A 26,968-nucleotide genomic window follows, 5' to 3' on the forward strand; every position below is an offset into this window, starting at 1 on the left:
AGGCGGGGTGGCCGCGGCTCCGGGGAGGGCGGCACGCCGGGACTGCCGCGAGGACGCTGCCCAGCCGTCCGGATCAGGGCAGCGGGGCGCGCTCCCGCAGCATCTGCCGCAGATCCTCGACCCGCTCCGGCGCCAGCCCGACGATGCGGGGGGAGAAGAAGCGCTCGTCCGGGGTGAACAGCAGGTAGGCCTGCATCTCCCCCGCCATCAGGTCCTCGTTGGTGGTGTCGTAGCCTTCGCGGCCCAGGAAGTCGCGGAAGGCGGCGCGGTCGGCCTCGGTGAAGCGCTCTGCCCAGACGCGGCGGACGTGGGCGGCGTAGAAGGGCAGGGTGAAGTCGTGCCCATGCCCCACCTCGTGGTGCAGGATGGTGCGGCGCGCCGCCGCGTCCAGCCGCGCCCCGGGGGCCGCGACGGAGATCAGCGCCACCTCGCCCGGCCCCGCCAGGGCCCGGGCGCGGGCCAGCTGCGCCTCGACCCAGCGTTCCGCCTCGCTCAGCGCCAGGCCGTCGCGCGCCGCCGCGGCGAAGAAGCGGTCGAGGTCGGCGCCGCGGTAGTCATGGCCGAAGTAGTAGGTCTCAGCGGTTTCGCCGGCACGGGCCAGCACCGCCGCCATCTCCGCCTCCGGCAGCACGCGGTCGCGCGGCAGGCCCGCCTTCTCGATCATCGCCGCCACCCGGTTCAGCGCCGCGCCCTGGGTCGCGAGGTCCGGGAAGTCCATGACGAAGACACGCGGGTTCTCCGCCAGGCGCAGCAGGGTGGGCCAGACGGAGCGGTGATCGGCGATGTCCGCCTCCGGCAGCAGCCGGACCGGCTCGGGGGCCGGCTCCGGGACGGTGGCCACCGCCGGGACGGGCTGCACCGGCGCCGGCGGGGGCAGCTCGGCCACCGGTCCCGGCGCGGCCAGCCGCAGCGCCGTCCAGCCGATCGCCGCGGCCAGGGCGAGTCCCGCGGCGCCGGCGGCGAGCCAGCGCGCCGGGTGCCCGCCTGCGGGGCGCGGTCGGGCCGACGGCGCCGCGGCCGCCACCGGCCGGGAGCGCGCCGGCCGGAGCCGGACCGTATCGTCATCCTCGACAGCCATGCTGCGCCTCGGGCGGGAGCGCGCGGGCCGGGTCGCCTCAGCCGCTGATGTTCAGAACCTGGACCCGGCGGTTCCGCGCCTCAGGGACCTGGTCGCCCGTGGGCACCAGAAGCTGGGACTCGCCCAGCCCCACCGCCTCCAGCCGGTCCGGCGCCACGCGGAACTGCCGCACCAGGTACTCGCGCACCGCGGCGGCGCGCCGCTCGGAGAGGAGCTGGTTCTCCTCGGCCGTGCCGACCGTGTCGGTGTGGCCCTCGATGCGGAAGCGATAGGGCGCCAGCTCCGCCGAGGACAGGGCGCGGCCGAGCGGCGCCAGCTCCCGCTCCGCAGCCGGGGTCAGGGTCGAGGAGCCGGTGGCGAAGCGCACGGTGATGGAGACGGCGGCCACGCCCGCCGGCGCCGTGGTGGCGGGCGGCGGCGGGGGCGCGGCCACGGCCGGGCGCGACGGCGCGGCGGGCCTGGCCGGGGCCGGCGCGGCGCTGGCGGCCGGCTGTGCCGGGGACGGGGCGGGCGGGGGGGCCGCCTCGCTCCCCGGGAGGCGGATGCCGCGGGTCTGTCCCGCCTGCGGGCGCAGGCGGTCGATCAGCGAGCGCGAGGCCGGGTCGCTCTGCGCCTGGGCCGGGGTGGCCAGGGGCGAGGCAAGGAGGAGGGCGGCACCGGCCGCCAGGATCAGGTTGCGGGCCATGGCTGGCAATCTCCCGAGATGCACCGGAGCTTAGGGCAGGCGACCGGCGGCCGTCTGCGCTCAAACAGGTGAAGCGGCCCGCCGGGCCGGGGGCGGTCAGCGGGCATCGAAGACCGGCTCGTCGCCATCCCGCCGCCGCGGCCGGGCGGGGGTGAGCCAGGAGGACCAGCCCAGCCGCCCGCCGCCCAGGGTGCCCGGCCCGCCCGGGCGCGGGCTGCCCAGCGCCAGGGCGGGCACCTCCCCGGCCGCCAGGATCGGGTTCAGCGCGAAGCCGGTGTCCAGGCCGACGGCCATGCGGGTCAGCGCCACCAGCCGGGCATGGCCGGGCGTGCCGGGCAGCAGCGCCTCGAAGGTCTCGCGCGGCAGCGGGCCGATGCGGATCAGGAAGCGGGACGGCGCGTCCCAGACCTGCGCCCCCAGCGTCGCGCCCTGGCCCAGCGCGCTGTGCTGGCCGGCGCCCGGCTTCGCCCGGGCCAGGCCCAGCGCGCCGGAGGCGGGGATGCCCAGCCGGGTCCGCTCCGTCTCCGGCAGGCGCAGCCACCCGCCGGTGAACTCCACCAGCTCCACCCGGCCGCCCGCCTCCTCCTCCAGCATGGCGCGCAGGCGCTCGGCGGAGCGGGTGCGGGCGGCGAGGTGGCCCGCATGGTAGAGCAGCGCCTCCAGCGGCGCGCCGGCGCGGGGAGCGAGGTGCCCCGTACCCACCCCGACCGCCGCGGCCAGGGCGCGGTCGGCGGCCGCCGGGTCGCTGGTCGGACGGTATTTCGCGCCGGCCTTGGCGAGGAGGCCGGCGAAGCGGCCGCCCAGCATGTCCAGAAAGGCGTGCAGCGCCGCCGAGCGCTTGCGCAGCTCCGCCGCCACCGTCGCCGTCTGGTGGCGCGGCAGCACGCCGCCCGGTCCGATCAGGCCGAAGGCGCCCAGGGTCAGGCTGCGCGTCCCCGGCTCCGCCTGCACGATCGCGCCCTGGGCATGGGAGAGCCGGGCGGTGCTGCGGTAGCGCAGGTCGCGCGCATCGGCGCCATGCGCGGCGACCGCGATCCCCTGGTCGAGGTCGAAGCGCTCCGGCTGGCGTGCGAGGCGCTCGCGCGGGGCGAGGTTGCCCCGGTCGCGGCTGAGCGCCGGATCGCCCGCGCGCAACGCCTGGGCGATGCTGGGGGGGGCGACAGGGGCGGCCGGCTGGCGCGGCGGCTGCGCCGCGGCCACGGGCGCGGCGGGCGCTTCGGGTGGCGGCCCGTGGGCGGCCTCCGGCGCCGGCGCGGCGGCGAGGCTGCGTGCCAGCACGGCGTCGAGGAGGATGGTGCCCTCCTCGTCCTCCTCGCCCGATCCGCTCACAGCAGCACCCGCGTGCCGCTGCGCGGCGCCCAGCGCGCGGCCAGGCCCGGCCTGCCGCGCAGCACCGCCGCGGTGCGGACGAAGGCGTTGACGGAGACCTGCAGCGCCAGGAAGCGCTCCAGCACCGCCGCCAGCAGGTGCAGCCCGCCCCCCTGCCAGCCGCCCGGGTCGAAGCCCAGCGTCACCTCCAGCCCGCGCACGAAGGCACCGGGCCGCCCGCCCGGCAGCCGCGCCACGCCGGGACGGGCGTCGACGGACACCAGCGCCGCGATGGCGGCCCGGCTCTCGGCGCTGTCGCGCAGGTCGTGCAGGCGCAGGATCTCGCGCAGCGCCAGCGCCCCCTCCCCGCCCCCGGTCACCCCCAGGTGGTTCATCGCCAGGTGCGAGACCAGCTTCCAGGCGCTGCGCTCGCCCAGCTCTGGCCGCAGCGTCGGGGTCGGCGCGGAGAGGCATTCGGCGGACGCGACGGGCGTGCCGCCCTCGGCGATGGTCAGGCGGGGCTGGCCGCCGCCGAAGGGCAGCATGGCCGGCAGGTCGCGGTTGCAGCACAGCGCGTCGATGCTCAGCACCGCATCCGCCGGCTGCGCCGGGTCGAAGGCCACGTCGCGCAGGGAGAGCGCCGTCTGCGTCCCCGTCAGCGGCGACAGGGCGGGGCGGCGCAGCGCGAGGTAGTTCACCTCCGCCACCTCCTCCCGCGCCTCCGCCCGGCCGAGCCGGTGGAAGGGCAGCACGATGCGCCGGGATCCGTCCGGGCGGCTCTCCCGCACCTCCTCGATGGAATGCACCTCCAGCGCGGCCGGGCGGCGGGCGTCCGGCACCACGATCCACTCGCTGCGCGTGCCATCCAGCGCGACCGGCTCGCAGCGCTGCGGGAAGAGGTTGATCGCGGGCGTGCAGCCCAGCGCGAAGCTCTCCGCCGTCACCACCCGCTCCAGCTCCGGCACGGCGCGGGAGAGCCAGATGAAGACCTCCAGCCGGTCGCCCTTCTGCACCAGGCTGCGCGCCTCCAGCCCCTCCAGGTCGAGGTAGAGGAACTTCTCGGGGAAGGCGAACCACTCGGTCAGCAGCCGGTGGCCCGCGAAGGCGCGGCGCGGCCAGGGCAGCGCCGCCTCCTCCGGCTCGAAGCCCGCCGGCCGCAGCGCGCCTGCTCCCAGCAGGGTGGGCGCGGCATCGGCCGGCCCGTCCGCCACGGCGACGGACAGCACGGACTGGCACAGCAGCTCGTGCAGCAGCGCCGCCTGCGGCCCGGCGCCGCGCAGGTGCAGGCGCAGCCGGTCCAGCCCCAGATCGGCGACCGGCAGGTCCGGCACGCTGGTGCGGAAGGACAGGCGCAGGCAGGCCATCGCGCCGGTCCCGGCCGGATTTGGCGGCGCCACGATCGGCAGGCCGGAGAGGCGCGCCTGGTCGAGCACCAGCGGCCAGAGGGTGACGTCGTGGCAGGTGCGGAAGCGCACCGGCTCGCCGCGCACCGGCTCGCTCTCCACCGCCAGGCCGCGCGGCACCCGGACCGGCGCGCGCAGCTCCGCCCCGCCCCGCAGCCGCAGCGTGGTCATCGAGGGAACGGGGGCCAGGAGCTGCGGCGAGAGCATCTCCAGCAGCGCGTCGGAGATCTCCGGCAGCTCGTCGTCCAGCCGGTGCTGCACCCGGGCGGCCAGGAAGGCGACGCCCTCCAGCAGCCGCTCGACATAGGGATCGTCGGCGATGTCGGCCGACAGCCGCAGCCGGCCGGCGACCTTCGGGAAGGCCTGGGCGAACTCGCCGGCATCGCGCCGCAGCGCCGCGAGCTCACGGTTGTAGTAGGGAAGGAGGGATTCGCTCACCGCTCGCGCACCGCGACATCCAGCGTGGCCGGGCGCAGCACCGTCTCGAAGGCGATCTGCTCGGGCACGGGGTCGGTGCGCAGCACCGCCTCGACCCGCAGGCGCAGCGTGCGGTCCAGCGTGGGGTTCTCCATCTCCGCCAGGGTGACGCTGACCGAGCTCAGCCGCGGCTCGAAGCGGCGCAGCGCCAGCTCCACCTCCCGTGCCAGCGCCTGCCGGCTGTCCTCGGCCGTGAAGCTGCCGGCGGTGGGGTCGGGCACGCCGTAGCCCAGCGGCGAGACCACCAGCTCCGTCAGTCCGGGCGGCAGCGGCAGGCGCCGGCGGCGCGCGTTCAGCAACGCCTCCATGTCCCGCCGCACCGCCGCGCGCAGCACCTCCACCGCCGCGTCGCGCGACAGCTCCGTCTCGGTGTCGAGCAGCCGGTCCAGCAGCGGCAGGCGAAGCCGCTGCGGCTCGTTGCCGCGGGAGCGGGCGGTGTCGCTCACGCCAGGGGCCTCACGCGAACTCCAGCGCGCCCAGCTCGGTCAGCGGCACCGCCTCCTCGCCCACCAGCAGCAGGCGCAGGCCGATGCCGCGCACCGGCCCCTCGCCCTGGGTCCACTCCGTCTCCCGGCCCAGCTTCACCGCATCCGCCGGCGTGCCGGCCCAGGCATAGACCGCGGGCAGGAAGACCGCGCCCTCCGTGCCATCCTTCAGCTCCAGCATGCAGCGCCGCCAGTAGAGGTCGCGCGGCCGGCGCACCGGGTCCGGCACTAGGCTGCGCAGCCGCTCGACCGGCACCCACATGTAGTCGCCGCCCGCGGTCAGCACCTCGAACTGCGGCGCGAAGACGTCGTCGACGTCCCGCAGGTCGTCGAAGGGCTTGCCGTCCATCTGGCCCGGCGTGGCCGGGCGCAGGCCCTCGGCCTCCGCCGCCGCCTCGGCCGCGCCGGCGAGGTCGCCGGACCGCGTCAGGGTCAGCGCGCGCAGCGCGGCGCGCTGGGCGGGGGTCGGGTCGTCCCCCTGGAACTTCGGGATGCGCCCGTCGCGGAAGACCTGGCGGCGGTGCTCCTCGGCCCGCAGCAGGCGGCGGAACTCCAGCACGGCGGGGCTGGGCTCCTCGGCGATCACGGCGTCCAGGGCGCGGTCCGCCTTCTCGACCTCGCCGCTGAACAGCAGCATCTCGGCGAGCAGCCAGCGCAGCCCGGAATCGCGCGGGCTGGCCTTCACCGCGGCGATGGTCGCGGCCACCGCGCCGGGCAGGTCGCCCGCGCGGAAGGCATCGCCAGCCGGATCCTTCATCTGTGTTCCCCCGATGGTCATGCGGTTGTCACGCGGCTCCCGTCACGCAGCCTTGGCCGCCTGCAGGTCGGTGACGAGGCGGAAGGCAGCGCCCACCTCGTCCAGCTGGTAGTGCGGCTGAAGGTGGATGATGCAGCCGTAGACGCCGGGCCTGCCGGGCTGCTCCCGCACCTCCACCCGCGCGCCGCGCAGCGGATAGCGCGCCGCGCTCTCGCCGCTGCCGCTGGCGGAGCTGTTGGCGAAGCCGCCCAGCCAGCGCTGCAGCTTCAGCTCGATCTCCTCGGCGGTGCGGAAGGACCCGACCATGTCGCGGCCCATCACCTTGATGCAATGCGCGAAGCGGCTGACGCAGAGGATGGCGTTGAACTGCGCCGACAGGCGCTGGTTCGCCTCCGCCCCCTCCGCCATCATGCGCGGCGGCCGGTGCAGGCCGGGCGTGGCGGCGAAGCTCGCCTCCGGCAGGCCCTCCAGCCCCAGCAGCGGCAGCAGCCCCGCCTCGACGAGCTGGCGCTCCTGCAGGTCGGTCAGGGCCAGCTCCACCGGCGGCCGCGGCGGGGGGCCGGGCGGGTCGCCGGACAGCCGCTCCGCCGGCAGCCCGTCCACCACGCCGCCTGCCGCGCGTTCCGCCACGGTGGCGCCGCGGATGTCCGCCGGCCAGCCATACTGCGCGAAGGCCCGCAGCGCCGTCGCCCCCAGCGCATAGACCGGATTGGTCCAGAGCCGCGGCCCCAGCGCGCCGCGCGGGCGGAAGCCGTCCGCCCGCACCGCCTCGTCCGGCCAGGGCGCACGGCCCAGCACGCGCGGCAGCAGCACCGCCAGGAAGCGCGAGTCCTCCCGGCCCTGGAGGTTGCGCCAGCGCTGCCGGTCCGCCCCGCGCAGGATCTCGGTCAGGTCCAGGCTGGCGCCCGCATCGGCATAGGCGTCGAGGCCGAACAGCACGGGATGGGCGGCGACGGCGGTGGGGGAAAAGGCCGCGGCGGCGACGCCGGCCAGCCCGTCCAGCCCCGCCACGTCGTCGGTCGGGCTGCCGGGGCCGGGGGCGTGGCGCAGCTCGTAATCGGCCAGCAGCAGGCCGTAGGGCTGGCCGCCGGGACGGCCGAACTCCTCCTCGTAGACAGCCTTGAACAGAGCGGACTGGTCGAACTCCGCGGCACGCTCGAAGTCGCGGCACAGCTCCGCCCAGCGCGCGGCGTAGAGGCGGAGCTGCACCCGCGCGCCATAGGGCACGCGCTCGGTCAGCCATTCCAGCCCGCGCCAGGAGCTCTCCAGGCGCTGCAGCCGCGGATGCGCCAGGATCGTCGCGATCTGCTCGTGCAGCCGGGCGTCCAGCGCGGCGATGTCGCGGTCGATCGCCTCGCGCAGCCGCTCCAGCGCCCGCCGGCGGGCGCGCGGCGCGCCGCCCCCCGCCCCGTCAGCCCCCCCGTCCCGGCCCCCATCATGGCCCCCATCATGGCCCAGGATCGCGGCCAGCCCGGCATCGCCGAACCAGTCGCGCAGCGGCGTGGCGCTGCCGGCCGCGAACTCCGCCACCGCCCGGGCCATGCCGGCCTGGGCAGCACCCAGATAGCGCCCCGTCAGCAGCGCCTCACGCAGCGGCATGCCGCCGGGCGCGGCCCCCGGCGGGGGCTGGCTGCCCGGGGCGGCGTCCCGGACCGGCGCGGCGGCCGCGCCGGCCGCCGGCCCGTCCATCGCAGATCAGGCCTTCTGCGGGATGCGCGCGACCATGCGCATGGAGGTGCTGAGCTCCTCCATCTGCAGCCACGGCCGCATGTAGGCGACGGCGTTGTAGACGCCGGGCTTGCCCGGCACCTCCTTCACCTCCACCCGCGCCTCGCGCAGCGGATACTTGGCCTTGCTCTCCTGGCCGGCATTCTCGTTGGAGTTGACGTAGTTGCTGATCCAGCGGTTCAGCCAGGTCTGGCAGTCGCTCGCCTCCATGAAGGAGCCGATCTTGTCGCGCGCCATCACCTTCAGGAAGTGGGCGAAGCGGCTGGTGGCCATGAGGTAGGGCAGGCGCGCGGAGATGGCGGCGTTGGCCGTCGCCTCGGGCTTGTCGTACTTCTTCGGCTTCTGCGTGCTCTGCGCGCCGAAGAACACGGCGTAGTCGGTGTTCTTGTAGTGGCAGAGCGGCAGGAAGCCGAGGCCCGACAGCTCCGCCTCGCGCCGGTCGGTGATGCCGATCTCCGTCGGGCACTTGGCGTCGCTGTCGCCGTCGTCGGAGGTGAAGGTGTGGGTCGGCAGGTTCGACACCTTGCCGCCGCCCTCGGCGCCGCGGATGGCGACGCAGAAGCTGTGCTGGGCGAAGGCGTCGGTCAGCCGCGCGCCCATGACATAGGCGGCGTTCATCCAGCAGTAGTCGTGGTGGCCCATCTGCTGGGCGCGGCCGGCGGCGTCCTTCGGCGCCTCCTCGTAGTTGAACTCCTCCACCGGCACCGTCGCCTCGCCGTAGGGCAGGCGGGCGATGACGCGCGGCATGACGAGGCTGACGAAGCGGCTGTCCTCCGTGTCGCGGAACGAACGCCACTTGGCGTATTCCGCCGTCTCGAAGATCTTGGCCAGGTCGCGGGGCTTGGACAGCTCGCGCCAGTCGTCGAAGCCGAACATGCCGGCGCCGACGCCGGAGATGAAGGGCGCGAAGGAGGCGGCGGCGACGTTGGAGACGAGGCGCAGCGTCTCCACGTCGTCGGGGTGGCTGGTCCACTCGTAGTCGCCGATCAGCGCGCCGTAGGGCTCGCCGCCCGGGGTGCCGAACTCGTTCTCGTAGATCTTCTTGAACAGCTGCGACTGGTCGAACTCGGTCGCGCGCTGCAGGTCGCGCGACAGCTCCTTCTTGCTGGCCTGGAGCAGGCGCAGCTTCATGCCCGTGCCGGTCTCGCTGTTCTGGACGAGGTACTTCAGGCCGCGCCAGGAGCCTTCCAGCTTGCGGAAGCGCTCGTTGTGCATCACCGCGTTCAGCTGCTCGCTGACCTTGCGGTCGATCTCGGCGATGGCGCGGTCGAAGGTGACCTGCAGGTTGCGGCTGAAGGTGACGGTGCCCTTCAGCGCCTCCTCGGTCAGGGCCTTGATCAGGTCCTGGGCGCGGTCGCGCTCGGTCTGCCGCGTCGCGCCGATCACCTGGTCGAGCAGGCCGAGGCCGCCCTCGGCCTCGGTGGTCGTCGTGGCGCCGGCAGCGGAGGTCTGGGTCTCGCTCACGGGCTCAGCCCTCCTTCTTGTCGAGGCCGAGCTCGCCCGACAGCTTGGCGAGCTTGTCCTTGTCCTGCAGGACCCCCTCGAGCAGCCCCTCCAGCTCCTCGGAGCGGTCCACCTTGCTCATCAGGTCGCGCAGCTTGGCGCGGGTCTCCAGCATCGCCTTCAGCGCCGGCACCTGGTCGGCCACCTTCGCCGGCTCGAAATCCTCCATCGAGCGGAACTTCAGGCTGACGGCCATCTGGCTGCCGTCGCCCGCCAGGGTGTTGTCCACCTTCAGGTTCAAGCCGGGCTGGATGCGCGCCATCACGTCGTCGAAGTTGTCCCGGTCGATCTGGACGAACTTGCGCTCGGCCAGCGGCTTCAGCGGCTCGCCGGGATCGCCCGCGAAGTCGCCCATGATGCCGACGACGAAGGGCAGCTCCCGCTGGATCTCGGCGCCCTCGGTCTCGACCTGGTAGGTGATGTGCACGCGTGGCTTGCGCACGCGCGCAAGCTTGTCGTGAACGCTTCCGCTCATGGCAGCTTTTCCTTAGACGGTGGCGAGCACGGACGTGCTCTCGATCATCCCCGGTTGCGGAGAATAGGTTCGGAGCAGGAACGGGTCAAACGATAGCCCGCCCCCGCAGCCGGTTCCAGCCGCCTCCGCGCGGCTGACGAAAAGAGCTTCCGGCGGTGCCGTCCGGCCGGCCCTCACCACACAATTCCCTTCGGCTTCTCGGCCGGGGCGGCGGCGGGAGCCGGGGCGGCCGCCGGAGCCGCGGCCGGCTCGGCCGGGGCGGCCGTCGGCGCGGCGGCCGGCCTCGCGGCGGGGGCGGGCGCGGCGGCGGCCACGGGGGGAAGGGCGGAGGCGGGCAGGATCACCGGCACGGCGGTGCGAATACCCAGCATCGTCAGCATCGCGTTGCGCGCGCCCTCGTCCGGCAGCACCTCGGCCAGCAGCTCAGGCAGCGGCAGGCGGGCTCGGCGCACCGCATCGGTCAGGGTATAGGCCAGGGGGGAGTGCGGCTCCGTGTCGCGGAAGAAGCCGGCCAACTCCTCCAGGCGGCGGATCGCATCCTCGCGGCTGTGCAGCGGCGCCGCCGCCAGGCCCGGCATGGCCATCCCTCCGACCGGCCCGCCGGCCGTCGCGGCGGCATGGCCGGCCGCCGCGACGGCCGCCACCTCCTCCGCCGAGGGGGGCGGCGCGTCGTCGGCGATCGGGCCCAGCACCCGCTCCGCGAACTCCACCATCTGCAGCAGCACGTCGCGCACCCGGCGGGTGGGGGGCGCCTCCGCGCCGAGCCGCTCCGTCAGCTTGGCGTCGAAGCCGGCCCAGATCTTCTCCGTCCGCTTCGCCTCCGCCGCCACGCCGCGGAGGAACGGGCCGGCGACGAGCGCCTCGGCCTCCAGCGCCTCGAGATCCGGGATGCCGGCAGCGAGCCGCGCCGCGCGCCGCTTCTGGTCCGTGATGCCGGCGGTATCGAGCGCCTGTGCCCACAGGTAGAGGGAGACCGGCGTGCCGTCGACGCGGGGGAAGAGGGTGATGCGGCGAAGCGGCTGCGGCAGCATGCCGTCGGCGGCATCGCCGGCCAGCCCGCCCAGCGGCGCGGTGCGGACCTCCATCCCCTCCTCGTCGGGCAGGGGGAAGCCGCCGTCCCAGTACTGGTCCAGCAGCCCCTGCAGCAGCAGCGCTCCCTCGCGCAGCCCCGCCAGCCCGTCCAGCCGCACCAGGGCTTCGGTGAGCCAGGCCGCGATCTCGAAATCCTTGGTCTTCTCCGACAGGCAGAGCACGCCGAGGCGCTTCACCTCCCGCCAGGGCATCGGCACCACCGCCTCGCCGCCGGCGGCGTCCTGCGCCCGCTCCTCGGCCCGCGCCTCCGCCCGTGCATCCCGCAGCTTCTGATAGGACGAGCTGGGGGAGTAATCCTCCCGCAGATCCTCGCCGACCCCGCCCTCCCCGGTCGGCAACGGGGCCAGGAGACGCCCGAGGTCCAGAACGCCGTCACCATCCATACGCCAGGAGGCTCCGCCAAGGGGTTTCGCACAGGATTACGCGCATGGAGTGTGCTGGACAGGCCGACACACATCAAGTTAGCCTCACGGAACGGTCAGCCGTGAGGCCCGCTGTCATATTTTCTGACCGATGCGCGCCAGCGGGGCACCCTTCAAACGAATGGTGACGTGGCAGGCCGGTCAAGGAAAAGCTGACGCGGCAGGCCCAAAGGCGCGATAGGGAGCAGGGTTGAAGCATGGTCGCACTGGACCTGAAGTCGCTCGTCGGGCGGCTTGATGAGCTCTGCCGCCGCCAGCTTGAGGCGGCCGCGGGCCTGACCCTGTCCCGCAGCCACTACAACGTCGAGATCGAGCACCTGCTGCTGAAGCTGGTCGAGGCGCCCGGCTCCGACATCGCCGCCATCCTGCGCGCGCAGGGGCTGGATGCCGGGCGGGTGGCGACGGAGATCAACCGCGGCCTGGACAAGCTGCGCACCGGCAATGCCCGCGCGCCCTCGCTCTCGCCCGACATCGTCACCTGGCTGCGCGAAGCGTGGCTGATCGCCTCGCTGGAGGACCAGTCGGCGAAGATCCGCTCCGGCCACATGCTCGGCGCGCTGCTGTCCGACGAGGCGCTGCGCCGCGCGGTGCGCGACAGCGCGCCGAGCCTGGCGGAACTCTCGCCCGAGGCGATCCGCCGCGGCATGCGCGACATGGCGGCCGGCAGCGAGGAGGCGAAGGCGGCCGAGGCGCTGGCATCCTCGCCCGCCGGCGGCGCCGCCACGGGCGCGGCGGGCGGCGGCGAGGCGCCGCGCTCCGGCGGGCCGCTCGACCAGTTCTGCACCGACCTCACCGCCCAGGCAAAGGCGGGCAAGATCGACCCGATCCTGGGCCGCGATTCGGAGATCCGGCAGGCGGTCGACATCCTGACCCGCCGCCGCCAGAACAACCCGATCCTCACCGGCGAGCCGGGCGTGGGCAAGACGGCGGTGGCCGAGGGGCTCGCGCTGCGCATCGCCACCGGCGACGTGCCGGAGGCGCTGAAGGACGTGCGGCTGATGTCGCTCGACCTCGGACTGCTCCAGGCGGGCGCCGGGGTGAAGGGCGAGTTCGAGAACCGCCTGAAGGGCGTGATCGACGCGGTGAAGTCCTCGCCCAAGCCGATCATCCTCTTCATCGACGAGGCGCACACGCTGATCGGCGCGGGCGGGCAGCAGGGGCAGAACGACGCCGCCAACCTGCTCAAGCCTGCGCTGGCGCGCGGCGAGCTGCGCTGCCTCGCCGCCACCACCTGGGCGGAGTACAAGAAGTACTTCGAGAAGGACGCGGCGCTGACCCGCCGCTTCCAGGTGGTGCAGGTGGGCGAGCCCTCCAACCCGCTCGCCGCCGCCATGCTGCGCGGCCTGGTCGCGACGCTGGAGAAGCACCACGGCGTGCGCATCCTGGACGAGGCGGTGGAGGAGGCGGTGCGCCTTTCCGCGCGCTACATCCCCGCGCGGCAGTTGCCGGACAAGGCCGTGTCGCTGCTCGACACCGCCTGCGCCCGCGTCGCCATGTCCCAGGCCGCCATCCCCGCCCCGATCGAGGATCGCCGCCGCCGGCTCGACCTGATCGAGACGGAGATGGGCGTGCTGCGGCGCGAGAGCGCCTCGGGTGCCGACCATGCCTCGCGCGCCGCCGCGCTGGAGGAGGAGCGCGCCAGGGTCGAGGGCGAGCTGGCCGCGCTGGATGTCCGCTGGAAGGAGGAGATCGACCTCGTCGGCCGCATCCGCGACCTGCGGGCCCAGGTCGAGGCGGCGACGCACCCCTCCCCCGCCTCGGCCGGGGCCGCCGCCGTGGCCGAGGCCACGGCCACGACGCCCGCCGCGACGCCGGATGTCGCGACGCTGAAGGCCGAACTCGCCGAGGCCGTCAGGGCGCTGCGCGCGCTGCAGGGCGAGCAGCCGCTGGTGCATCCGGTGGTGGACGGCGCCGCGGTGGCGGAGGTGGTGGAGACCTGGACGGGCATCCCCGTCGGCCGGATGCTGGGCGACGAGATCCAGACCATCCTGAAGCTGAAGGACAAGCTGGAGGAGCGGGTCGTCGGCCAGCCGCATGCGCTGGAGGCGATCGCCCAGGCGATCCGCACCAACCGCGCCGGCCTCACCGACCCGCGCAAGCCCGTGGGCGTGTTCCTGATGGTCGGCACCTCGGGCGTCGGCAAGACGGAGACGGCGCTGGCCGTCGCCGACCTGCTCTACGGCGGCGAGCAGAACCTGACCGTCATCAACATGAGCGAGTTCAAGGAGGAGCATAAGGTCTCCCTCCTGATGGGTTCGCCGCCCGGCTATGTCGGCTATGGCGAGGGCGGCGTGCTGACGGAGGCCGTGCGGCGCCGCCCCTATTCCGTCGTGTTGCTCGACGAGATGGAGAAGGCGCATCCCGGCGTGCAGGACGTCTTCTACCAGGTCTTCGACAAGGGGCAGATGAAGGACGGCGAGGGTCGCGACATCGACTTCCGCAACACCGTCATCATCATGACCTCCAACGCCGGCACGGACACCATCGCCAAGCTCTGCGCCGATCCGGACATGGCGCCGGAGCCGGAGCAGCTGACCGAGGCGCTGAAGCCCGACCTGCTGAAGTCGTTCAAGCCGGCTTTCCTTGGTCGATGCAATGTCGTAACATATTATCCGCTGCCCGATCCCATCCTGAAGATGATCGTCGGACTGAACCTGAAGCGGATCGCGCGTCGCGTGAAGGAATCCTACGGCGTGACGATGGAGGTGGACGACAGCGTGCCGGAGGCGATCGCCGCCCGCTGCCGCGACGTGGACAGCGGCGCGCGCAACATCGAGACGATCCTTACCCGCACGTTGCTGCCCGAACTGTCGTCGCGCATCCTCGCCCGGCTCGCCGAAGGTGGAGAGATTACCTCCGTTCGGGTGGAGATGAAGGACGGCGAGTTCAGCTACGAGATCGGCTGACGTCAGGCAAGGCGCCCGACGCCCGACACTGGCCCAGAGGAGAGCCAAGGCAATGGCGATTTACATGAAGTACCCTGACGTCGACGGCGAGAGCACGACGGCGGGCTTCGAGAAGCAGATCGAGCTGCAGTCCTTCCAGTTCGGCATCGGCCGCGGCATCGCCAGCGCCCGCGGCACCTCCACCCGTGAGTCGTCGGAGGCCAGCGTCTCCGAGATCACCGTGACCAAGCTGAGCGACGGCGCCTCGCTGAAGCTGATGGAAGAGTCCCTCTACGGCGAGCTGGACAACGAGGTGGAGATCACCTTCACCCGCACCCAGACCGGTGGCGGCGTGCAGGCCTACCTGAAGTACACGCTGACGGGCTGCGGCATCAGCGGCTACTCGCTCAGCTCCGGCGGCGACCGCCCCAGCGAGAGCCTGAGCCTGAACTTCGACAAGTTCCAGATGGAGTACGGCACCATCGGCGACGACCAGTCGGGCGGCACCGCCAAGTCCGGCTACGACCTCTCGACCGCCAAGAAGGTCTGATCGCCCGCCACCGGGCGGAGGTCCGACGGCCCTGGCCCGCAAGGCCAGGGCCGTTTCGTTTGGCGGCCGCCGCGGGCGCGGCGTTCAGGCCGCCCGCGCCTTCCCCTCCGTGATCAGCTCCACCGCCTGCTTCAGCCGGTGCGGCTCCAGCGTCTCCCGCCAGTCGGGCTGCAGCATCATCGGCGTCGCGAAGTCGATCATCATCTTCGCCCCGTCCGAGAAGATGTTGGGCAGCCGCCCCAGCACCACCGCCAGCATCACGTTCAGATGCCCCACCATGAAGTCGTAGGCGGCCTCGCGCGGCACGCCCATCTCGACGCAGCGGTCGATCGCCTGGCCCATGGCGACGCAGAGCGGCAGCGCCACCATCTCCGACAGCCCGGGCTCCAGAATGGCGATGTGCTCCGCCTCGACGCGGTGGCAGCGCAGGATCGGCCCCCACATCGCCTTCGCGATCGCCTCGCCGGCGGCGTAGTGCTCCTCCGGCCCCTGCATCAGCGCGCAGACGATGGATTGCGGCGCCACCAGCCCGAAGCTGTCCGCCCGCTCCGCCGGGTCGTCGCTGTCGCTCCACAGCGGCGGGTGGCAGGGATGGGTGATGAAGTAGGTCAGGTCCGGCCGGTCCTTCGGCAGGTGGTCCGAGTACGGCGCCGCCGCGTCCAGGATCACCAGCATCGTCCCCGGCCGCAGCATCGGCTTCATCTGCTCCACGACCGTGCCGATCAGCCGGTCCGGCAGGGCGAGCACCACCGCCTCCGCGCCCTCCAGCGCCTGCGGCAGCTCCATGGCCTGGAAGCCCTGGTCCGCCAGCCGGGCGCGGCCCTCGGGCGAGGGCTCCACCGGCCGCAGCGCGAAGCCCGCCCCCGCCAGCTTGCCGATCACCCGGCCGCCGATCTTCCCGCCAGCGCCCAGCAACGCGACGTTCCTCATGCTGCGTTCTCCTTTGTCGGGCTGCCTCGCCCGCGTTCCCCGGTGGAGGCGCCGCCTCCCCCGCTACCCCCTCGGCTGGGGGCACAGGCTGCCCCCGGACCCCGCCGGCCGCTGTTTCCCGTGGCATCGGTCCGCCCGCGGGCGGAACCGGAGCGGCACGCGGACAGGCGGGGCACGAAAAGCATCCCCATGACCGCGCAAGCGGCGGCCGCAGCCTCCGGAGGCCGGCGGCCTCCGGCGCGACCCCGGCGACAGGCGCGCGTGAAAGGGGGTCCAGGGGCTCTGCCCCTGGCAGATAGGGGGCATCGGGGGAAAGACGGCGTCTTTCCCCCGGGGGCCCGGCACGACGCCATCACACCCCCGCCACGGCGAGCGCGGCCGACCCCGCCGCCACCGCCTCGAACAGGCGCGGCCCGCCGACCTGCCCGCCCTTCAGCACCACCTCCGCCCCATCGGCCCCCGGATCGTGCGCGGCGAGGCGGATCAGCGGCGAGCCCGGGGCCAGGGGCGCCACGAGGTCGAACCAGCGCGCGCCCACTTCCTGGCAGGCATGGCTGGCGGTGTCGCCGCCGCAGACAACGACGCGCGGGATGCGGCGGGCGGCGCCCAGGCGGGACCAGAGGCGCCCGAGCAGCCCGCCGATCGCCGGCCCCGTGGCCTCCGGCCCGCCCAGCGCAGCGCGGATGGCGCCGAGGCTGTCATCCCCCGGCCCGCGCGCGGTGTAGAGGATGGCGCCCGGCCCGCGCTCCAGGGCCGCCAGGACGGGGGCGTGCAGCGCCTCGGCCGCGCGGGGGTCCAGCGGGTCCAGGCGGAAGGCGGCGAAGCCCGCGCGCTCGCCCTGCGCGATCTGCGCCGCCGTCTGCGGCGAGGCGCTGCCGGAGAGCACCAGCACCGGGCCCGCCGCGCCGGGGGCGGGCCGCTCCGGCACGGGGGCGTTGCGCGCCGCGGCCAGGGCGTGCTCGACGCCGGAGGAGCCGATGACGAAGACCGGCCCCCCGTCCCGCCCCTGCCCGCGCACGGCGCCGAGCAGCAGCCGCCCGCCGGCCGCCAGGGTGGCGGCGTCGTGCCCGTCCAGCACCAGCGCCCGCGCGCCGGCGACCGCGGCGCGACGCAGCGCGGCGGCACCGTCCTGCGCCGCCGCCTCCAGCCCGCGCAGGTCGAGGCCGTGGATGGGCCGCGCCGTCTGCCGTGCCAGGTGGCGGGCGAGGTCCGCCTCGTCCATCGGCGTCGCGGGGTGGCGGGACATGGTGGGGTGGCGGTCGAGCCGGTACACGGCGCCGTCCCCGGCGCGGGCGAAGAGGGTGCCGAACATCACCCAGCGCCCCAGGCTGGGCGCGCCGACCAGGATGGGCACGCAGGGGGTGTCGAGCAGGTCCTGCCCGATCTCCAGGGCGCAGCCGATGGAGCCGAGCGTCGGCGAGGAATCGAAGGTGGAGCAGACCTTGTAGTGGATCAGCCGCGCGCCGGAATCGCGCAGCGCGGCGAAGGCTTCTGGCAGGTGCTCCCGCATCCACTCCGGCGAACGGCTACGCGCTTCGCCGGCGATGCCGACCGCGTCCAGCTCGCCGGCTTCCGCCAGCGCCTCGGGCGTGGGCGGGGCGGCGAAGAGGCGCGCGCGCAGGCCCCCGAGGCCCAGCGCCTCCAGCACGTCCGTGCTGCCGGTGAAGTCGTCGCCGTACCAGCCGAGCAAAGGGGGGCGCGGCGCCATCAGCCGCGTCCGAAGGCTTCGGCCGCGCGGGCCAGTTCCGGGTGGCGGCGCGCCGCATCATCCCAGGCCTCGCCCGCCAGCGCCGCCTCCCAGGCCAGGCGCAGCGACCGCACGCCGGCCGCCACCCCGTCCGGATGCGCGACGATGCCGCCGCCCGCCGCGTGGATCAGGTCGGCCGAGCCCAGCCCGGCGAAGGTGTCCGCCGCCATCCCCGCCCATTGCCCGGAGGAGAAGACGGGCATCGCCCGATCGTCCTGGGCCGCGTCGTCGCGCCCGGCCGAGAGCGGCGTCAGGCAGGCGCGGGCGGAGGCGAGGACGGAGGCGTCGTCCTCGGCGAACTTGTTGCGCAGCCCGTTGACGTGCAGGTGGTCCGCCCCGGCCGCGCGGAAGAGCTGCTGCCACGCCACGTAGGACACGCCCACCGCCGGGCTGCGGCCGAACAGGCCCCAGCCGTTGCGGTGCGCGTGGATGGGCAACTGCGCGTGGCGGCGCAGCGCCAGCATCCCCGCCAGCCCGACCGAATGCATGCTGGCCATCACGCAGGTGCCGCCCGCCGCCAGCACCGTGTCGTGGCGGCGGCGCATCTCGTCCGGTTCGCCGGTCAGGTTGAAGGCGACCATGGGCTTGCGGCCCAGCCGGTCGGCATGACGCTCCACCACGCCCATCACCGCCGCGACGCGCGCGTCGAAGGGGCAGTGTGGGCCGTCGGCCTGCAATTCGTCGTCCTTGATGAAGTCGATGCCGCCCTCGCAGAGCCGGTCCACCAGCGCCGCCGTCGCCGCGGGCGAGAGGCCGATCGAGGGCTTGATGATCGTGCCGATCAGCGGCAAGCGCGGCACGCCGGCGAGGCGCCGCGTGCCGGGGATGCCGAAGCCCGGGCCGGGGCAGCCGTCCAGGAAGGCAGGCGGCAGGCCGAGGTCGAGCAGGCGCAGCCCGGAAAACTGCGACAGCTCGAACAGGTTCCCCGCCACCGTCGCCTGGAGGTTGGGCAGGGAGGCGCCCAGGTTGGCCAACGGCCAGGAGACCAGGATCTCCGCCCGCCGCCAGCGCGGGGCGCCGCCCCCCGGGGCCATGGACGGAGGGCGGCAGCCGGGCAGCGAGGGGCCGGGGGCGTCCGGCTGCTCCGCGATCGCCTCCACCCGGGCGCCGGCCGCGGCCTGGAGCTCCGGCGTGTGGCCGGGGACGGGGACGAAGGTGCCGGCGGACTGCTCCCCGGCCAGGACCTCGGCCGCCTTCGCCAGCGGCCAGGGCGTCTCGATCCAGTAGCGCGCCCAGATGCGGCCATCCGCCAGGGCCCGCGCCGCGAGTTCGCCCATCATGGAATCGCCCGTCACGGAATCGCCGGTCATGGGGACGCCTCGCGGATGAGGTTCAGGGCATGGGGGCCGAGTTCCAGGGAATCGCCCAGCGCCTGGCCGCCGTCCTGGCACCAGCGTCCCGCCAGCGGCAGGGTGCGGGTCTCGCCGGTGAGGTTGGCCAGCAACGCCATGGTGCCGCCCTGGAAGGCCCAGGCCAGGGCGGCGATGCCGTCGGGCAGGGGGTCCAGCGCCACCCGCTCCGCCCCGCCCGCCATGGCGAGGATTCGCAGCGCGCGGAAGACCGGCAGCGGCTTGGCCGCCGCGTCCAGCACGCCGGACGGCCCGTGGGTCGCGTGCAGCGACAGCACCTCCAGCCCCGCCCCGGCCAGGGCGGCGGCATAGCCCACCGTCCAGGCGGCGGCGAAGAAGGTCGCCTGGCGCGGGTCGCGCGCGGCGAGCGGCACGCGGCGGCCCGCCTCGTTCGGGACGGTGGCGCTGCCATAGGGGTTGCTGCGCATGGCCAGGGAGGACGGCCCGATCCGGTAGCCCAGCCCCGGCCAGAGCGCGCGGACGCTGCGGGCGATGTGGGGCAGCGCCTCCAGCGTCTCCATCACCGAGAGGTCGTCCGCCGCGTGCACGATGGGGGCGGTGGCGTGGCTGACGAAGTCGATGCCCTCGCCGGTCGGGCGGCAGCGGTTCAGCTCGGTGAAGTAGGTGAGCATGCCGCCGCCGCTCCGCGCCCCGGGAAAGGCGGCGCGGGCGGCGGCGTAGTAGGCCTCCAGCGGCGGCAGCTCCGGCCAGGGGCCGCCGGGCTGGTGGCTGAGCAGCAGCGGCGCCGGGCAGGGCAGCACGGCGGCGGGGGCGAGCCCCGCGGCGGCGCAGAGCCTGGCGGCGCGGGAGAGCGCGTCCTCCGGCGCCATCCCCTGCGGCGGCACGATCTCCAGCTGCACCGCCGATCCGAGCTGTCGCGCCAGCGCGGCGACGGCGGCCAGCTCCGCCTCCTGTCCCTCCGCTCCCGGCTCACAGCGGCCCACCAGCCAGGCCGGCTGCAGCACGGCCAGGGCGGCGCGGGCGGGCGGGGCCAGCGACGCGGCGCCGGGCGGCAGACCGAGGCCGATGGCAGGCAGCCGCTCCCCCGTGGGTCCCACGGCCCGCAGCGCGCGCGGTGCCGGCACCGGCCCTGATCCCGGTTTGGCGGGCCGGGCGGCGCGGCGGTCCGACACGCGCAGCTCCAGGCTCTGCCGGGTGCGGCGCCCGGGTTGCAGCCGATAGGGCCAGGGATCGAGCAGCGAGCCGACATAGGTTTTGAAGGAGGCGTCGGACCAGTTGCGCTGGTCCTCCATCTCGAAGCGGCCGCGCGGGTCGTGCGGCAGCTCCGCCTCCAGCCGGCAGGCGACCTCCAGCCCATCCACGGGGGCGTAGCGCAGGGCGCGGATGTCGAGCACCGGCTGGCCGGGGCTGATCCGCTCCGGGAAGGCGGTCTCCTCCTCCCGCCCGTCCGTGTGCGTCACCCGCAGCGGCAGCCCGGCACAGGCGGCGGGGTGCAGCAGCACGAGGCCGCAGCGGTTGGTCTCCACCGGCGCCTCCGCCTCGCCCTCCACGACAAAGGTGCAGAGACCGCCGGCCTGGAGCACGATCCGCGCTTCCCAGGCGAAGGCCCCCTCCGGCAGCGCCACCCGGGCGCGGTAGCGGACGGCGACGGCATCGGCCGCCGTCTCGACCGACAGGTCCGTGATCTCCGGCGTGGCCGTGCCCCAGTCGCGGTCGCGGAACAGGTAGGCGGCGCCGCGCAGCACCTCCGCGCCGCGCCAGCGCAGGTGGCGCAGCGCGCCCTCCTCCAGCCACGCCTCGAAGGGCCCGGCGGCGAGGCGGCGGCGTCCGGTCACGCCTCCTCCTCCGGGCGCAGCAGGCTGCCGTACAGGGTGTTGGCACGGGTCAGGTGCTCGCGCATCGCCGTCTCGGCCTGGGGGGGATCGCGCGCGGCGATGGCGGCCAGGATGCGCTCGTGCTCCGCCAGGGTCAGGCTCTCCGCCCCCGGGGCCCGGATGAGGGAGCGGTAGTAGGAGGAGGACAGCCAGCCGAACATCGCCTCGATCACCGCGGGGAAGATCGGGTTGCCCGTCATCTCCGCGATCTGGCGGTGGAAGGCCATGTCCGCCTCCAGGAACCGCACCGCCTGCGGCCGGACCCGCCGTTGCGCCTCCAGCCGGTCGCGCAGCGCCTCCAGCCCGGCCGCGGTGGCGCGCTCCGCGGCGAGGCGGGCGAAGCCGGCCTCCATGAAGACCCGCGCCTCCTTCAGGTGCTCCAGCGAGCCGGGCTGGGCGCGCAGCAGATGGGCGGCCCCGTCGGCGATCTGTGCCACCAGCGACTGCGCCGAGGGCACGGCGAGGCGCGCTCGCTCGCCATGGGTGATGGCGATGATGCCGGAGCGCTCCAGGGACTGGAGCGCCTCCCGCACCGCAGGGCGGCCGACGCCGAGGCTCTCCATCAGCTCGCGCTCCGAGGGGAGATGGTCGCCCGGCTGCCACTCGCCGGCGTCGATCCGCGCCTGCAGGCGGTCGAGCACCGCCTGGGAGAGCTTCCGCCTCTGGATCTGCCCCTCGCCCGCCACCCCATGCCCCCGTTCAGCCGTCGAACCGCGCGAACTCCCCCAGGCCCCGGTGGAACCGCGCGAGCTTGGCGAAGAAGTCCTCGTGGATGTAGCGCTGGTCGATGTCCGTGTAGACCTTCACGCTGCCGTTGCGGCCGGTGTGCTCGTAGTTCATCAGCGCGTTGAACTCCGGCGCGGCGCGGAAGTCGGAGGTGCCGCATTCGGGGTACATCATCACGCCGATGGCGGGGGAATCCCCCAGGGAGCGGTGCTCGAAGGGCTCGGGGCGCCTCGCGTTGAACTCGATCAGCTGGTCCACCAGGTACTTGCCGATGGCCCCCTGCGGCTCCACCCGCTCGCGCAACTCCGTGTGGCTGACGGCCATGACGCGGTAGAGCGGCTTGGGGATCTGCCAGATCTCGATGCCGGAGCGAAAGACGACATTGGCCGAGGCGATGTCGTTGGACAGGTTGTACTCGTTGCCGCCGACCGGCCAGACGCCGCCGCCGATCCAGACCACCCGGACGTTGCGCTTCGCGATCCGCGGCTCCATCAGGATCGCCGCCGCCATGTCGGTGAGCGGGCCGAGGAAGGCGACGTGCAGCGGGCGCGGATCGTCCTTCATCGCCTGGTCGACGATGAAGCGCGCGCCCTCCGATTCCGCCGCCGTGCGCTCGTCCGGCATGGCGCCGGTCGCGCCGTCCACCACCCGCACGCGGCCGTTCAGCTCCATCAGGTCGAGGAGCTTGATCACCTCGTCATGGCTGTCCTTCAGGCTGGTCTGCGACTTCCGCGTCCCGAAATGCGCCGGCATGACGCAGTGCAGGTCGAAGAGCGGCGTCAGAAGGGCATGGACGATGGCGTACTGGTCGTCCGCCTCGTTCTTCGCGTCGGTGTTGAGGATGACGCGGACCCTCTTGCTGGGCGGCAGGCTCATCGGACGTTTCTCCCTTGCTCGTTCTCAGCCCTTGACCGAACCGGCCAGGCCGCTGACGAAATGCCGCTGGAAGATCAGGTAGACGACGACCAGCGGGGCGATGGTGATGCATTGCGCCGCGGCCAGCAGCTCGTAGGCGGTGGAGAACTCCGTCTGGAAGTTCACCAGCCCGAGCGGCAGGGTGCGCATGGAATCGGTGCGCAGGAAGATCTGCGCCAGGATGAACTCGTTCCAGGTGGAGATGCCGTCGAAGATCAGCAGTGCCACCACGGCTGGCTTGCTGAGCGGCAGGACGATGCGCCAGAACACGCCGAACCAGGAGCAGCCGTCGATCACCGCCGCCTCGATCAGCGCCTTCGGCAGGGTGCGCATGTAGCCGCGCAGCACGAGGATGCCGAAGGGCAGGCCGAAGCCCAGATAGAGCCAGAACAGCCCCACCAGGCTGTCCAGCAGGCCCAGGTTGCGCAGCAGGATGGTCAGCGGCACCAGCGCCATCTGGATCGGCACCACCAGCCCGATCAGGAACAGGAAGAAGACCGGCCGCGCCCCGCGCATCGGCATGCAGGTCAGGGCGAAGGCGGCCATGGCGGCGATCACCACGCCCACCGGCACCTTGACCGCCGTCATCAGCAGGGAGTTGAGGAAGTAGGTCCGCACCCCCGCCGCCCAGGCGCGGGCGAAGTTCGCCCATTCGATCGTCTCGGGGAAGGCGAAGGTGTCGCCATGGGCGAATTCGGCCGCCGACTTCATCGCCGTCATCAGCAGCAGGGCGATGGGCGCGATCCAGACCAGCGCGCCCATGGTCAGCGCCAGGTAGAAGGCGAGGTTGCCGCCGTCCCGCCGCAGGGTCCGGCGCCGCCGGCGCAGCGGCACCGCGCCGGGGAAGCTGTCCAGCGCGGCGCTCACGGCGCGTCCTTCCCGACGCGGCGGAGGTAGGGGATGGCGAAGATCATGGTCAGCGCGAAGAGGATGACGGCGATGGCCGTGCCCAGCCCGACGCGGTTGAAGTTGTAGGTCAGGAAGTACATCCAGGTGCCCAGCACCTGGGTGGTGTTGGCCGGCCCGCCGAAGGTCATGACATAGACGATGTCGTAGACCTTCAGCGCGTTGATGAAGGTGATGGCCAGCACGACGAAGGTCGTCTCGCGCAGCATCGGCAGGGTGATGCTCCAGAAGCGGCGGATCGGGCGAGCGCCGTCCACCTCCGCCGCCTCCAGCACCTCGCCCGGGATGGTCTGGAGCCCCGCGAGGTAGAGCAGCATGGGCAGGCCCGTGTTATGCCAGGCGGCGGCCACCATCACGGCGTAGAGGGCGATGGAGGGCTCCGACAGCCAGGCCCGCTGGAGGTCCGGCATGCCCAGCACCTCCAGCATCTGGTTCAGGAAGCCCAGGCTGGGGTGGTAGATCCAGGTAAAGATCAGCCCCGTGATGCTCATCGACAGCAGCGCGGGGAAGTAGAAGACGCTGCGGTAGAAGGCCATGCCGCGCAGCCTTCGGTTCAAGGCGAGGGCCAGCAGCAGACCGAGCGAGGTCGGCACGGTCAGCGCCACCACCGTCCAGACGGCGGTGTTCTTCAGCGCGACCCAGAAGACGCGGTTCTCGGTGAGCAGGATGCGGTAGTTGTCCAGCCCGACGAAGGTCTTCTGCGGCCCGACGCCGTCCCAGTCGTGCAGGCTGAGCCAGGCGGAATAGACCATGGGGTAGAGGATGACGGTGGCATAGACCGCCAGCGCCGGCGCCAGGAAGAGCAGCGCCGCCCCCGTCCGCCGCCAGTCCCGCGCGCGCAGCCCCAGGATGGGGCGAGGGGCCGCCGCCCGCATCCCCAACCCGGCCGTCGCCGCGCCCATCCCCTCCCCCGCCATGCGGATCAGTTCCGGCGGGCCTTGTAGGCCACGATCGCCTGCTGCACCCGCTGCGCCGCCTCGCGCGGGGAGAGCGAGCCGAGCACGACGGAATCCTGGGCCTCGAAATAGGCGGCCACCACCTCCTGCGGCAGCGCCTGGTCGCCGGGCAAATAGAGGCTGACCTCGCCTTGCAGCCACTGCGCCCATTGCCGCTGCAGCGGGAACTCCTCGCCCGGCATCACGCCGCGCACCGCGCTCGGCCCGCCGATGAACTGCATGTGCTTCGCCGCGAGATCCGGCCGCACGACGTAGGTGGCGTAGAGCAGCGCCGCCTCCTGCACCTCGCGCGGCGCCTTGGCGGAGACCTGGAGCTGCTGCTGGAAGCCGGAGACGCGCTTCCTCGCGTGGTCGCTGGGTGCTGGGAAGGTGCCGTAGGTGGAGGGGTCGAGTCCCTCGCGCCTGATGCGCGTCAGCTCGATGGTCGGCACCTCGAAGACCATGGCGGCGCGGCCCTGGTAGACCAGCTGCATGTTCGTCGCGGGGTCGGTGTTCAGGAAGCCCAGGTTGAAGTTGCGCTTGTCCACCCACTCCTTGAGCTTGGCGAAGGCCTTGATCACCGGCTCGGAATCCCACGACGATTCCATGGCCTTGATGCGGTCGTGCTCCTCCGGCCCGGCGAAGTGCTCCATGAAGAAGTCGGTGAAGCGCATCGTCATCCAGCTGAACTTGCCGCCCAGCGAGAAGGGCGTGATGCGCGCCGCGCGCAGCTTCTCGCAGGCCTCCTCCAGCGCGGCGAAGCTGGCCGGCGCCTCCTTGATGCCCGCCTTCTCGACCATCTCCTTGCGGTAGAAGATGCTCATCGGCACCAGCCGGTTCGGCACGCCGAACAGCTTGCCCTGATCCTGCGCCAGGGCGATGGCGCTGGGGATCAGCGTCTGGTCGAGCTTCAGCTCGCTCACCCGCGGCGTCAGGTCCATCGCCAGCCCGGCGCGGTTGTAGGGCGAGGCGAGGCTGCCGCCCCAGTTGAACCACAGGTCGGGCATCTTGCCCGATCCGGCGCCGACGCGCAGCGCCTGCTTCATCTCGTCCGTGCCGAAGCGCGTCCAGCGGATGGTGACGTTGGGGTATTCCTTCTGGAAGCCCTCGATCACCCCGTCCCAGCCATTGGTGGCGAGGCCGAACAGCTCCACCGTCACCGGCCCGGATGGCGCGGTCTGCGCCAGGGCGGGGCGGGCCAGCCCCCCGGTGGCGGCGAGGCCGAGCAGCCCCAGCGACAGGTCCCGGCGGCGCAGCGTGGTCATCGGCAATCCTCCCTCGGTGGTTGTCCTGGCCGTCTCAGGCGGCCGTTGGTTCCGTCATGGTGGCGCGCAGCAGGGCGAGCAGGCGGCGGCAGGCGGCCGCCTCGGCCGGTGGCGCCCCGGGGAGGCGGATCGTCTCCGCGCCCGCGCGGCCCTGCCGCCGGACGGTGCCGTCCCGCTCCAGGCTCAGCGTGCCCTCCCGCCCGTCCAGCGCGGCCTCGATCACCGTCATGGCGACACCGAGGTGGAGGTGGAGCTGCGTCACCCCGCGGGCGTGACGCGCCTGCACCAGCCAGTGCGAAGCGCCGCCGGCGCCGTCGCGCCGGCGCAGGACGAGGCTGCCCACCTCACCCAGCGGCCGCTCGGCCAGGGCGAGCAGGGCAGCAGCCTGCTCGTCGCCCGCCGCCGGCCCCTCCAGCCGCAGGTGGCAGAAGAAGGGTTCGCCGATCCCCCCCGCCGACAGCAGCGCCGCCACCGAGGCGGCACTCACGCGGCCTCTCCCACCGGCAGGGCGCGGCCGGCCCCGGCGCTGCGATAGGCCAGCTCCACCAGCTCCAGCGTGCGCAGGTTGTCGGCGCCGGAGGTCGCGGGCTCCCGTCCCTCGCGCAGGCCGTCGATCCAGTGCTGCTGGATCGACCGCACGCTCTCCTGGATGCCGTGCCAGGGCTTCGCGCCCCAGTCGGGGACAGCGGGTTCCACCTCCGTCGTCCGCCGCCCCTCCCGCCCCTCGACCGTCAGCCGATAGCCCGCGTCGAGGGCGAGCCGGCCCGCGCTGCCGTCGATGCGCAGCAGCGTCTGCGGGAAGGGATCGGGGTGCCGCACGGCGGCGAAGCAGAAATCCACGAAGGACAGCACGCCGCCGGCATGGTCGAGCAGCAGGGAGACGTCGTCCTCGCCCGCCACGCGCGGGTCGATCCGCTGCGTCAGGCAGGAGAGGCGCGTGACCTCGCCCAGCAGCCAGCGCGCGACGTCGAGCACGTGGATGCCGATATCCATGATGGCCAGCCGCTCCTCCCGCAGCAGGTAGGGCTGGCCGGCATAGATGTCGTAGCCGTGGCGGAAGCTGATCCGCGCCACCTCCGGCGTGCCGATCGCGCCGTCCTCCAGCGCGGCCTTCGCGGCCCGCAGCGGCGACTGCCAGCGGAAGTTCTCGTGCACCATCAGCGGCACGCCTGCCCCGGCGCAGGCGCGCACCATGCCGCGCCCCTCCTCCAGGCTGCGAGCGAAGGGCTTCTGGCAGATGGCCGGCACGCGATGCGCCGCGGCCAGCCGCACCAGCGCGTCGTGCGATTCCACGGTGGTGACGATATCGACGAAGTCCGGCCGCTCCGCCTCCAGCATGGCGGCGGCATCGGCGTAGTGGCGAGGGATGGCGAACTCGCCGGCCAGGCGACGCGCCTTGTCCTCCTCCCGGTCGCAGATGGCGACGACATCGACCCCGGCGATCTCGCGCCAGGCGGCCAAGTGGTTCCGGGCGAAGAACCCGGCGCCAACCAGCGCTCCCCGAACGGTCAT

Annotated in this window: 23 protein-coding genes; 2 read left to right on the forward strand and 21 right to left on the reverse strand. The window is 73.7% G+C overall.

Features of this window, described 5'->3' with window-relative positions; all coding sequences use genetic code 11:
* Positions 1–73: 73 nt before the first annotated feature.
* From LPC08_RS16285 to tssA, 10 genes are all read right to left on the reverse strand, one after another.
* A complete protein-coding gene (locus LPC08_RS16285) occupies positions 74–1,078 on the reverse strand; it encodes a hypothetical protein (protein WP_230449285.1) in 1,005 nt (334 codons plus the stop codon).
* A gap of 37 nt (positions 1,079–1,115) precedes the next feature.
* A complete protein-coding gene (locus tag LPC08_RS16290) occupies positions 1,116–1,763 on the reverse strand; it encodes an OmpA family protein (RefSeq protein WP_230449286.1) in 648 nt (215 codons plus the stop codon).
* A gap of 96 nt (positions 1,764–1,859) precedes the next feature.
* Complete coding sequence (gene tssG / locus LPC08_RS16295) at positions 1,860–3,092, reverse strand: type VI secretion system baseplate subunit TssG (protein WP_230449287.1); 1,233 nt, start codon at positions 3,090–3,092, stop codon at positions 1,860–1,862.
* On the reverse strand, positions 3,089–4,912 hold the full coding sequence (gene tssF / locus LPC08_RS16300) for a type VI secretion system baseplate subunit TssF (protein WP_230449288.1): 1,824 nt from the start codon (positions 4,910–4,912) through the stop codon (positions 3,089–3,091). Before tssF ends, tssG begins: the two co-directional genes overlap by 4 nt.
* Positions 4,909–5,397: a type VI secretion system baseplate subunit TssE gene (tssE, locus tag LPC08_RS16305; RefSeq protein WP_230449289.1), complete on the reverse strand. Its 489-nt coding sequence runs from the start codon at positions 5,395–5,397 to the stop codon at positions 4,909–4,911. Before tssE ends, tssF begins: the two co-directional genes overlap by 4 nt.
* A 10-nt stretch (positions 5,398–5,407) precedes the next feature.
* On the reverse strand, positions 5,408–6,193 hold the full coding sequence (locus LPC08_RS16310; RefSeq protein ID WP_230449290.1) for a type VI secretion system accessory protein TagJ: 786 nt from the start codon (positions 6,191–6,193) through the stop codon (positions 5,408–5,410).
* A gap of 42 nt (positions 6,194–6,235) precedes the next feature.
* Positions 6,236–7,882 (reverse strand): type VI secretion system contractile sheath large subunit, encoded by a 1,647-nt coding sequence (gene tssC, locus LPC08_RS16315; RefSeq protein ID WP_230449291.1) that lies wholly within the window; start codon positions 7,880–7,882, stop codon positions 6,236–6,238.
* 6 nt (positions 7,883–7,888) lie between these two features.
* Entirely contained in the window at positions 7,889–9,385 is a 1,497-nt protein-coding gene (gene tssC / locus LPC08_RS16320; protein ID WP_230449292.1) for a type VI secretion system contractile sheath large subunit, read from the reverse strand.
* Between the two features lie 4 nt (positions 9,386–9,389).
* Positions 9,390–9,899, reverse strand: coding sequence for a type VI secretion system contractile sheath small subunit (gene tssB, locus LPC08_RS16325; RefSeq protein ID WP_230449293.1), 510 nt, complete (start codon positions 9,897–9,899; stop codon positions 9,390–9,392).
* Positions 9,900–10,072: 173 nt separating this feature from the next.
* Positions 10,073–11,374: a type VI secretion system protein TssA gene (gene tssA, locus LPC08_RS16330; protein WP_230449294.1), complete on the reverse strand. Its 1,302-nt coding sequence runs from the start codon at positions 11,372–11,374 to the stop codon at positions 10,073–10,075.
* A gap of 236 nt (positions 11,375–11,610) precedes the next feature.
* On the opposite strand from tssA, the gene tssH reads away from it, so the two are divergent.
* Positions 11,611–14,319 carry a type VI secretion system ATPase TssH gene (tssH, locus tag LPC08_RS16335; protein WP_230449295.1) on the forward strand — a complete coding sequence of 903 codons (2,709 nt, stop codon included), beginning with the start codon at positions 11,611–11,613 and terminating at the stop codon, positions 14,317–14,319.
* Positions 14,320–14,383: 64 nt separating this feature from the next.
* Entirely contained in the window at positions 14,384–14,848 is a 465-nt protein-coding gene (locus LPC08_RS16340; protein WP_230449296.1) for an Hcp family type VI secretion system effector, read from the forward strand.
* An 84-nt stretch (positions 14,849–14,932) separates the two neighbouring features.
* Here the strand turns inward: LPC08_RS16340 and LPC08_RS16345 are convergent, their stop codons facing one another.
* The 11 genes from LPC08_RS16345 to LPC08_RS16395 form a co-directional block, all read right to left on the reverse strand.
* Positions 14,933–15,778, reverse strand: coding sequence for a phosphogluconate dehydrogenase C-terminal domain-containing protein (locus LPC08_RS16345; RefSeq protein WP_230449297.1), 846 nt, complete (start codon positions 15,776–15,778; stop codon positions 14,933–14,935).
* Between the two features lie 352 nt (positions 15,779–16,130).
* Positions 16,131–17,486, reverse strand: coding sequence for a four-carbon acid sugar kinase family protein (locus LPC08_RS16350; RefSeq protein WP_230449298.1), 1,356 nt, complete (start codon positions 17,484–17,486; stop codon positions 16,131–16,133).
* The gene (locus LPC08_RS16355) at positions 17,486–18,835 is read right to left on the reverse strand and encodes a ribulose-bisphosphate carboxylase large subunit family protein (protein WP_230449299.1); all 1,350 of its coding nucleotides are present in this window, start codon (positions 18,833–18,835) and stop codon (positions 17,486–17,488) included. The genes LPC08_RS16350 and LPC08_RS16355 overlap by 1 nt, the downstream gene beginning before the upstream one ends.
* A complete protein-coding gene (locus tag LPC08_RS16360; RefSeq protein WP_230449300.1) occupies positions 18,832–20,670 on the reverse strand; it encodes a D-apionate lactonase family protein in 1,839 nt (612 codons plus the stop codon). Before LPC08_RS16360 ends, LPC08_RS16355 begins: the two co-directional genes overlap by 4 nt.
* Complete coding sequence (gene nanR / locus LPC08_RS16365; RefSeq protein ID WP_255702278.1) at positions 20,667–21,395, reverse strand: transcriptional regulator NanR; 729 nt, start codon at positions 21,393–21,395, stop codon at positions 20,667–20,669. The genes LPC08_RS16360 and nanR overlap by 4 nt, the downstream gene beginning before the upstream one ends.
* A 13-nt stretch (positions 21,396–21,408) precedes the next feature.
* Positions 21,409–22,311, reverse strand: coding sequence for a nucleoside hydrolase (locus LPC08_RS16370; protein ID WP_230449302.1), 903 nt, complete (start codon positions 22,309–22,311; stop codon positions 21,409–21,411).
* Positions 22,312–22,335: 24 nt separating this feature from the next.
* On the reverse strand, positions 22,336–23,217 hold the full coding sequence (locus LPC08_RS16375) for a carbohydrate ABC transporter permease (RefSeq protein WP_230449303.1): 882 nt from the start codon (positions 23,215–23,217) through the stop codon (positions 22,336–22,338).
* Positions 23,214–24,173: a carbohydrate ABC transporter permease gene (locus LPC08_RS16380; protein WP_230449304.1), complete on the reverse strand. Its 960-nt coding sequence runs from the start codon at positions 24,171–24,173 to the stop codon at positions 23,214–23,216. Before LPC08_RS16380 ends, LPC08_RS16375 begins: the two co-directional genes overlap by 4 nt.
* A gap of 5 nt (positions 24,174–24,178) precedes the next feature.
* Complete coding sequence (locus tag LPC08_RS16385; RefSeq protein WP_230449305.1) at positions 24,179–25,456, reverse strand: ABC transporter substrate-binding protein; 1,278 nt, start codon at positions 25,454–25,456, stop codon at positions 24,179–24,181.
* A gap of 34 nt (positions 25,457–25,490) precedes the next feature.
* Positions 25,491–25,943: a hypothetical protein gene (locus tag LPC08_RS16390; protein WP_230449306.1), complete on the reverse strand. Its 453-nt coding sequence runs from the start codon at positions 25,941–25,943 to the stop codon at positions 25,491–25,493.
* Entirely contained in the window at positions 25,940–26,968 is a 1,029-nt protein-coding gene (locus LPC08_RS16395; RefSeq protein WP_230449307.1) for a Gfo/Idh/MocA family protein, read from the reverse strand. Before LPC08_RS16395 ends, LPC08_RS16390 begins: the two co-directional genes overlap by 4 nt.

This window comes from Roseomonas sp. OT10 (genome assembly GCF_020991085.1).
Classification (GTDB): Bacteria; Pseudomonadota; Alphaproteobacteria; order Acetobacterales; family Acetobacteraceae; genus Roseomonas; species Roseomonas cutis.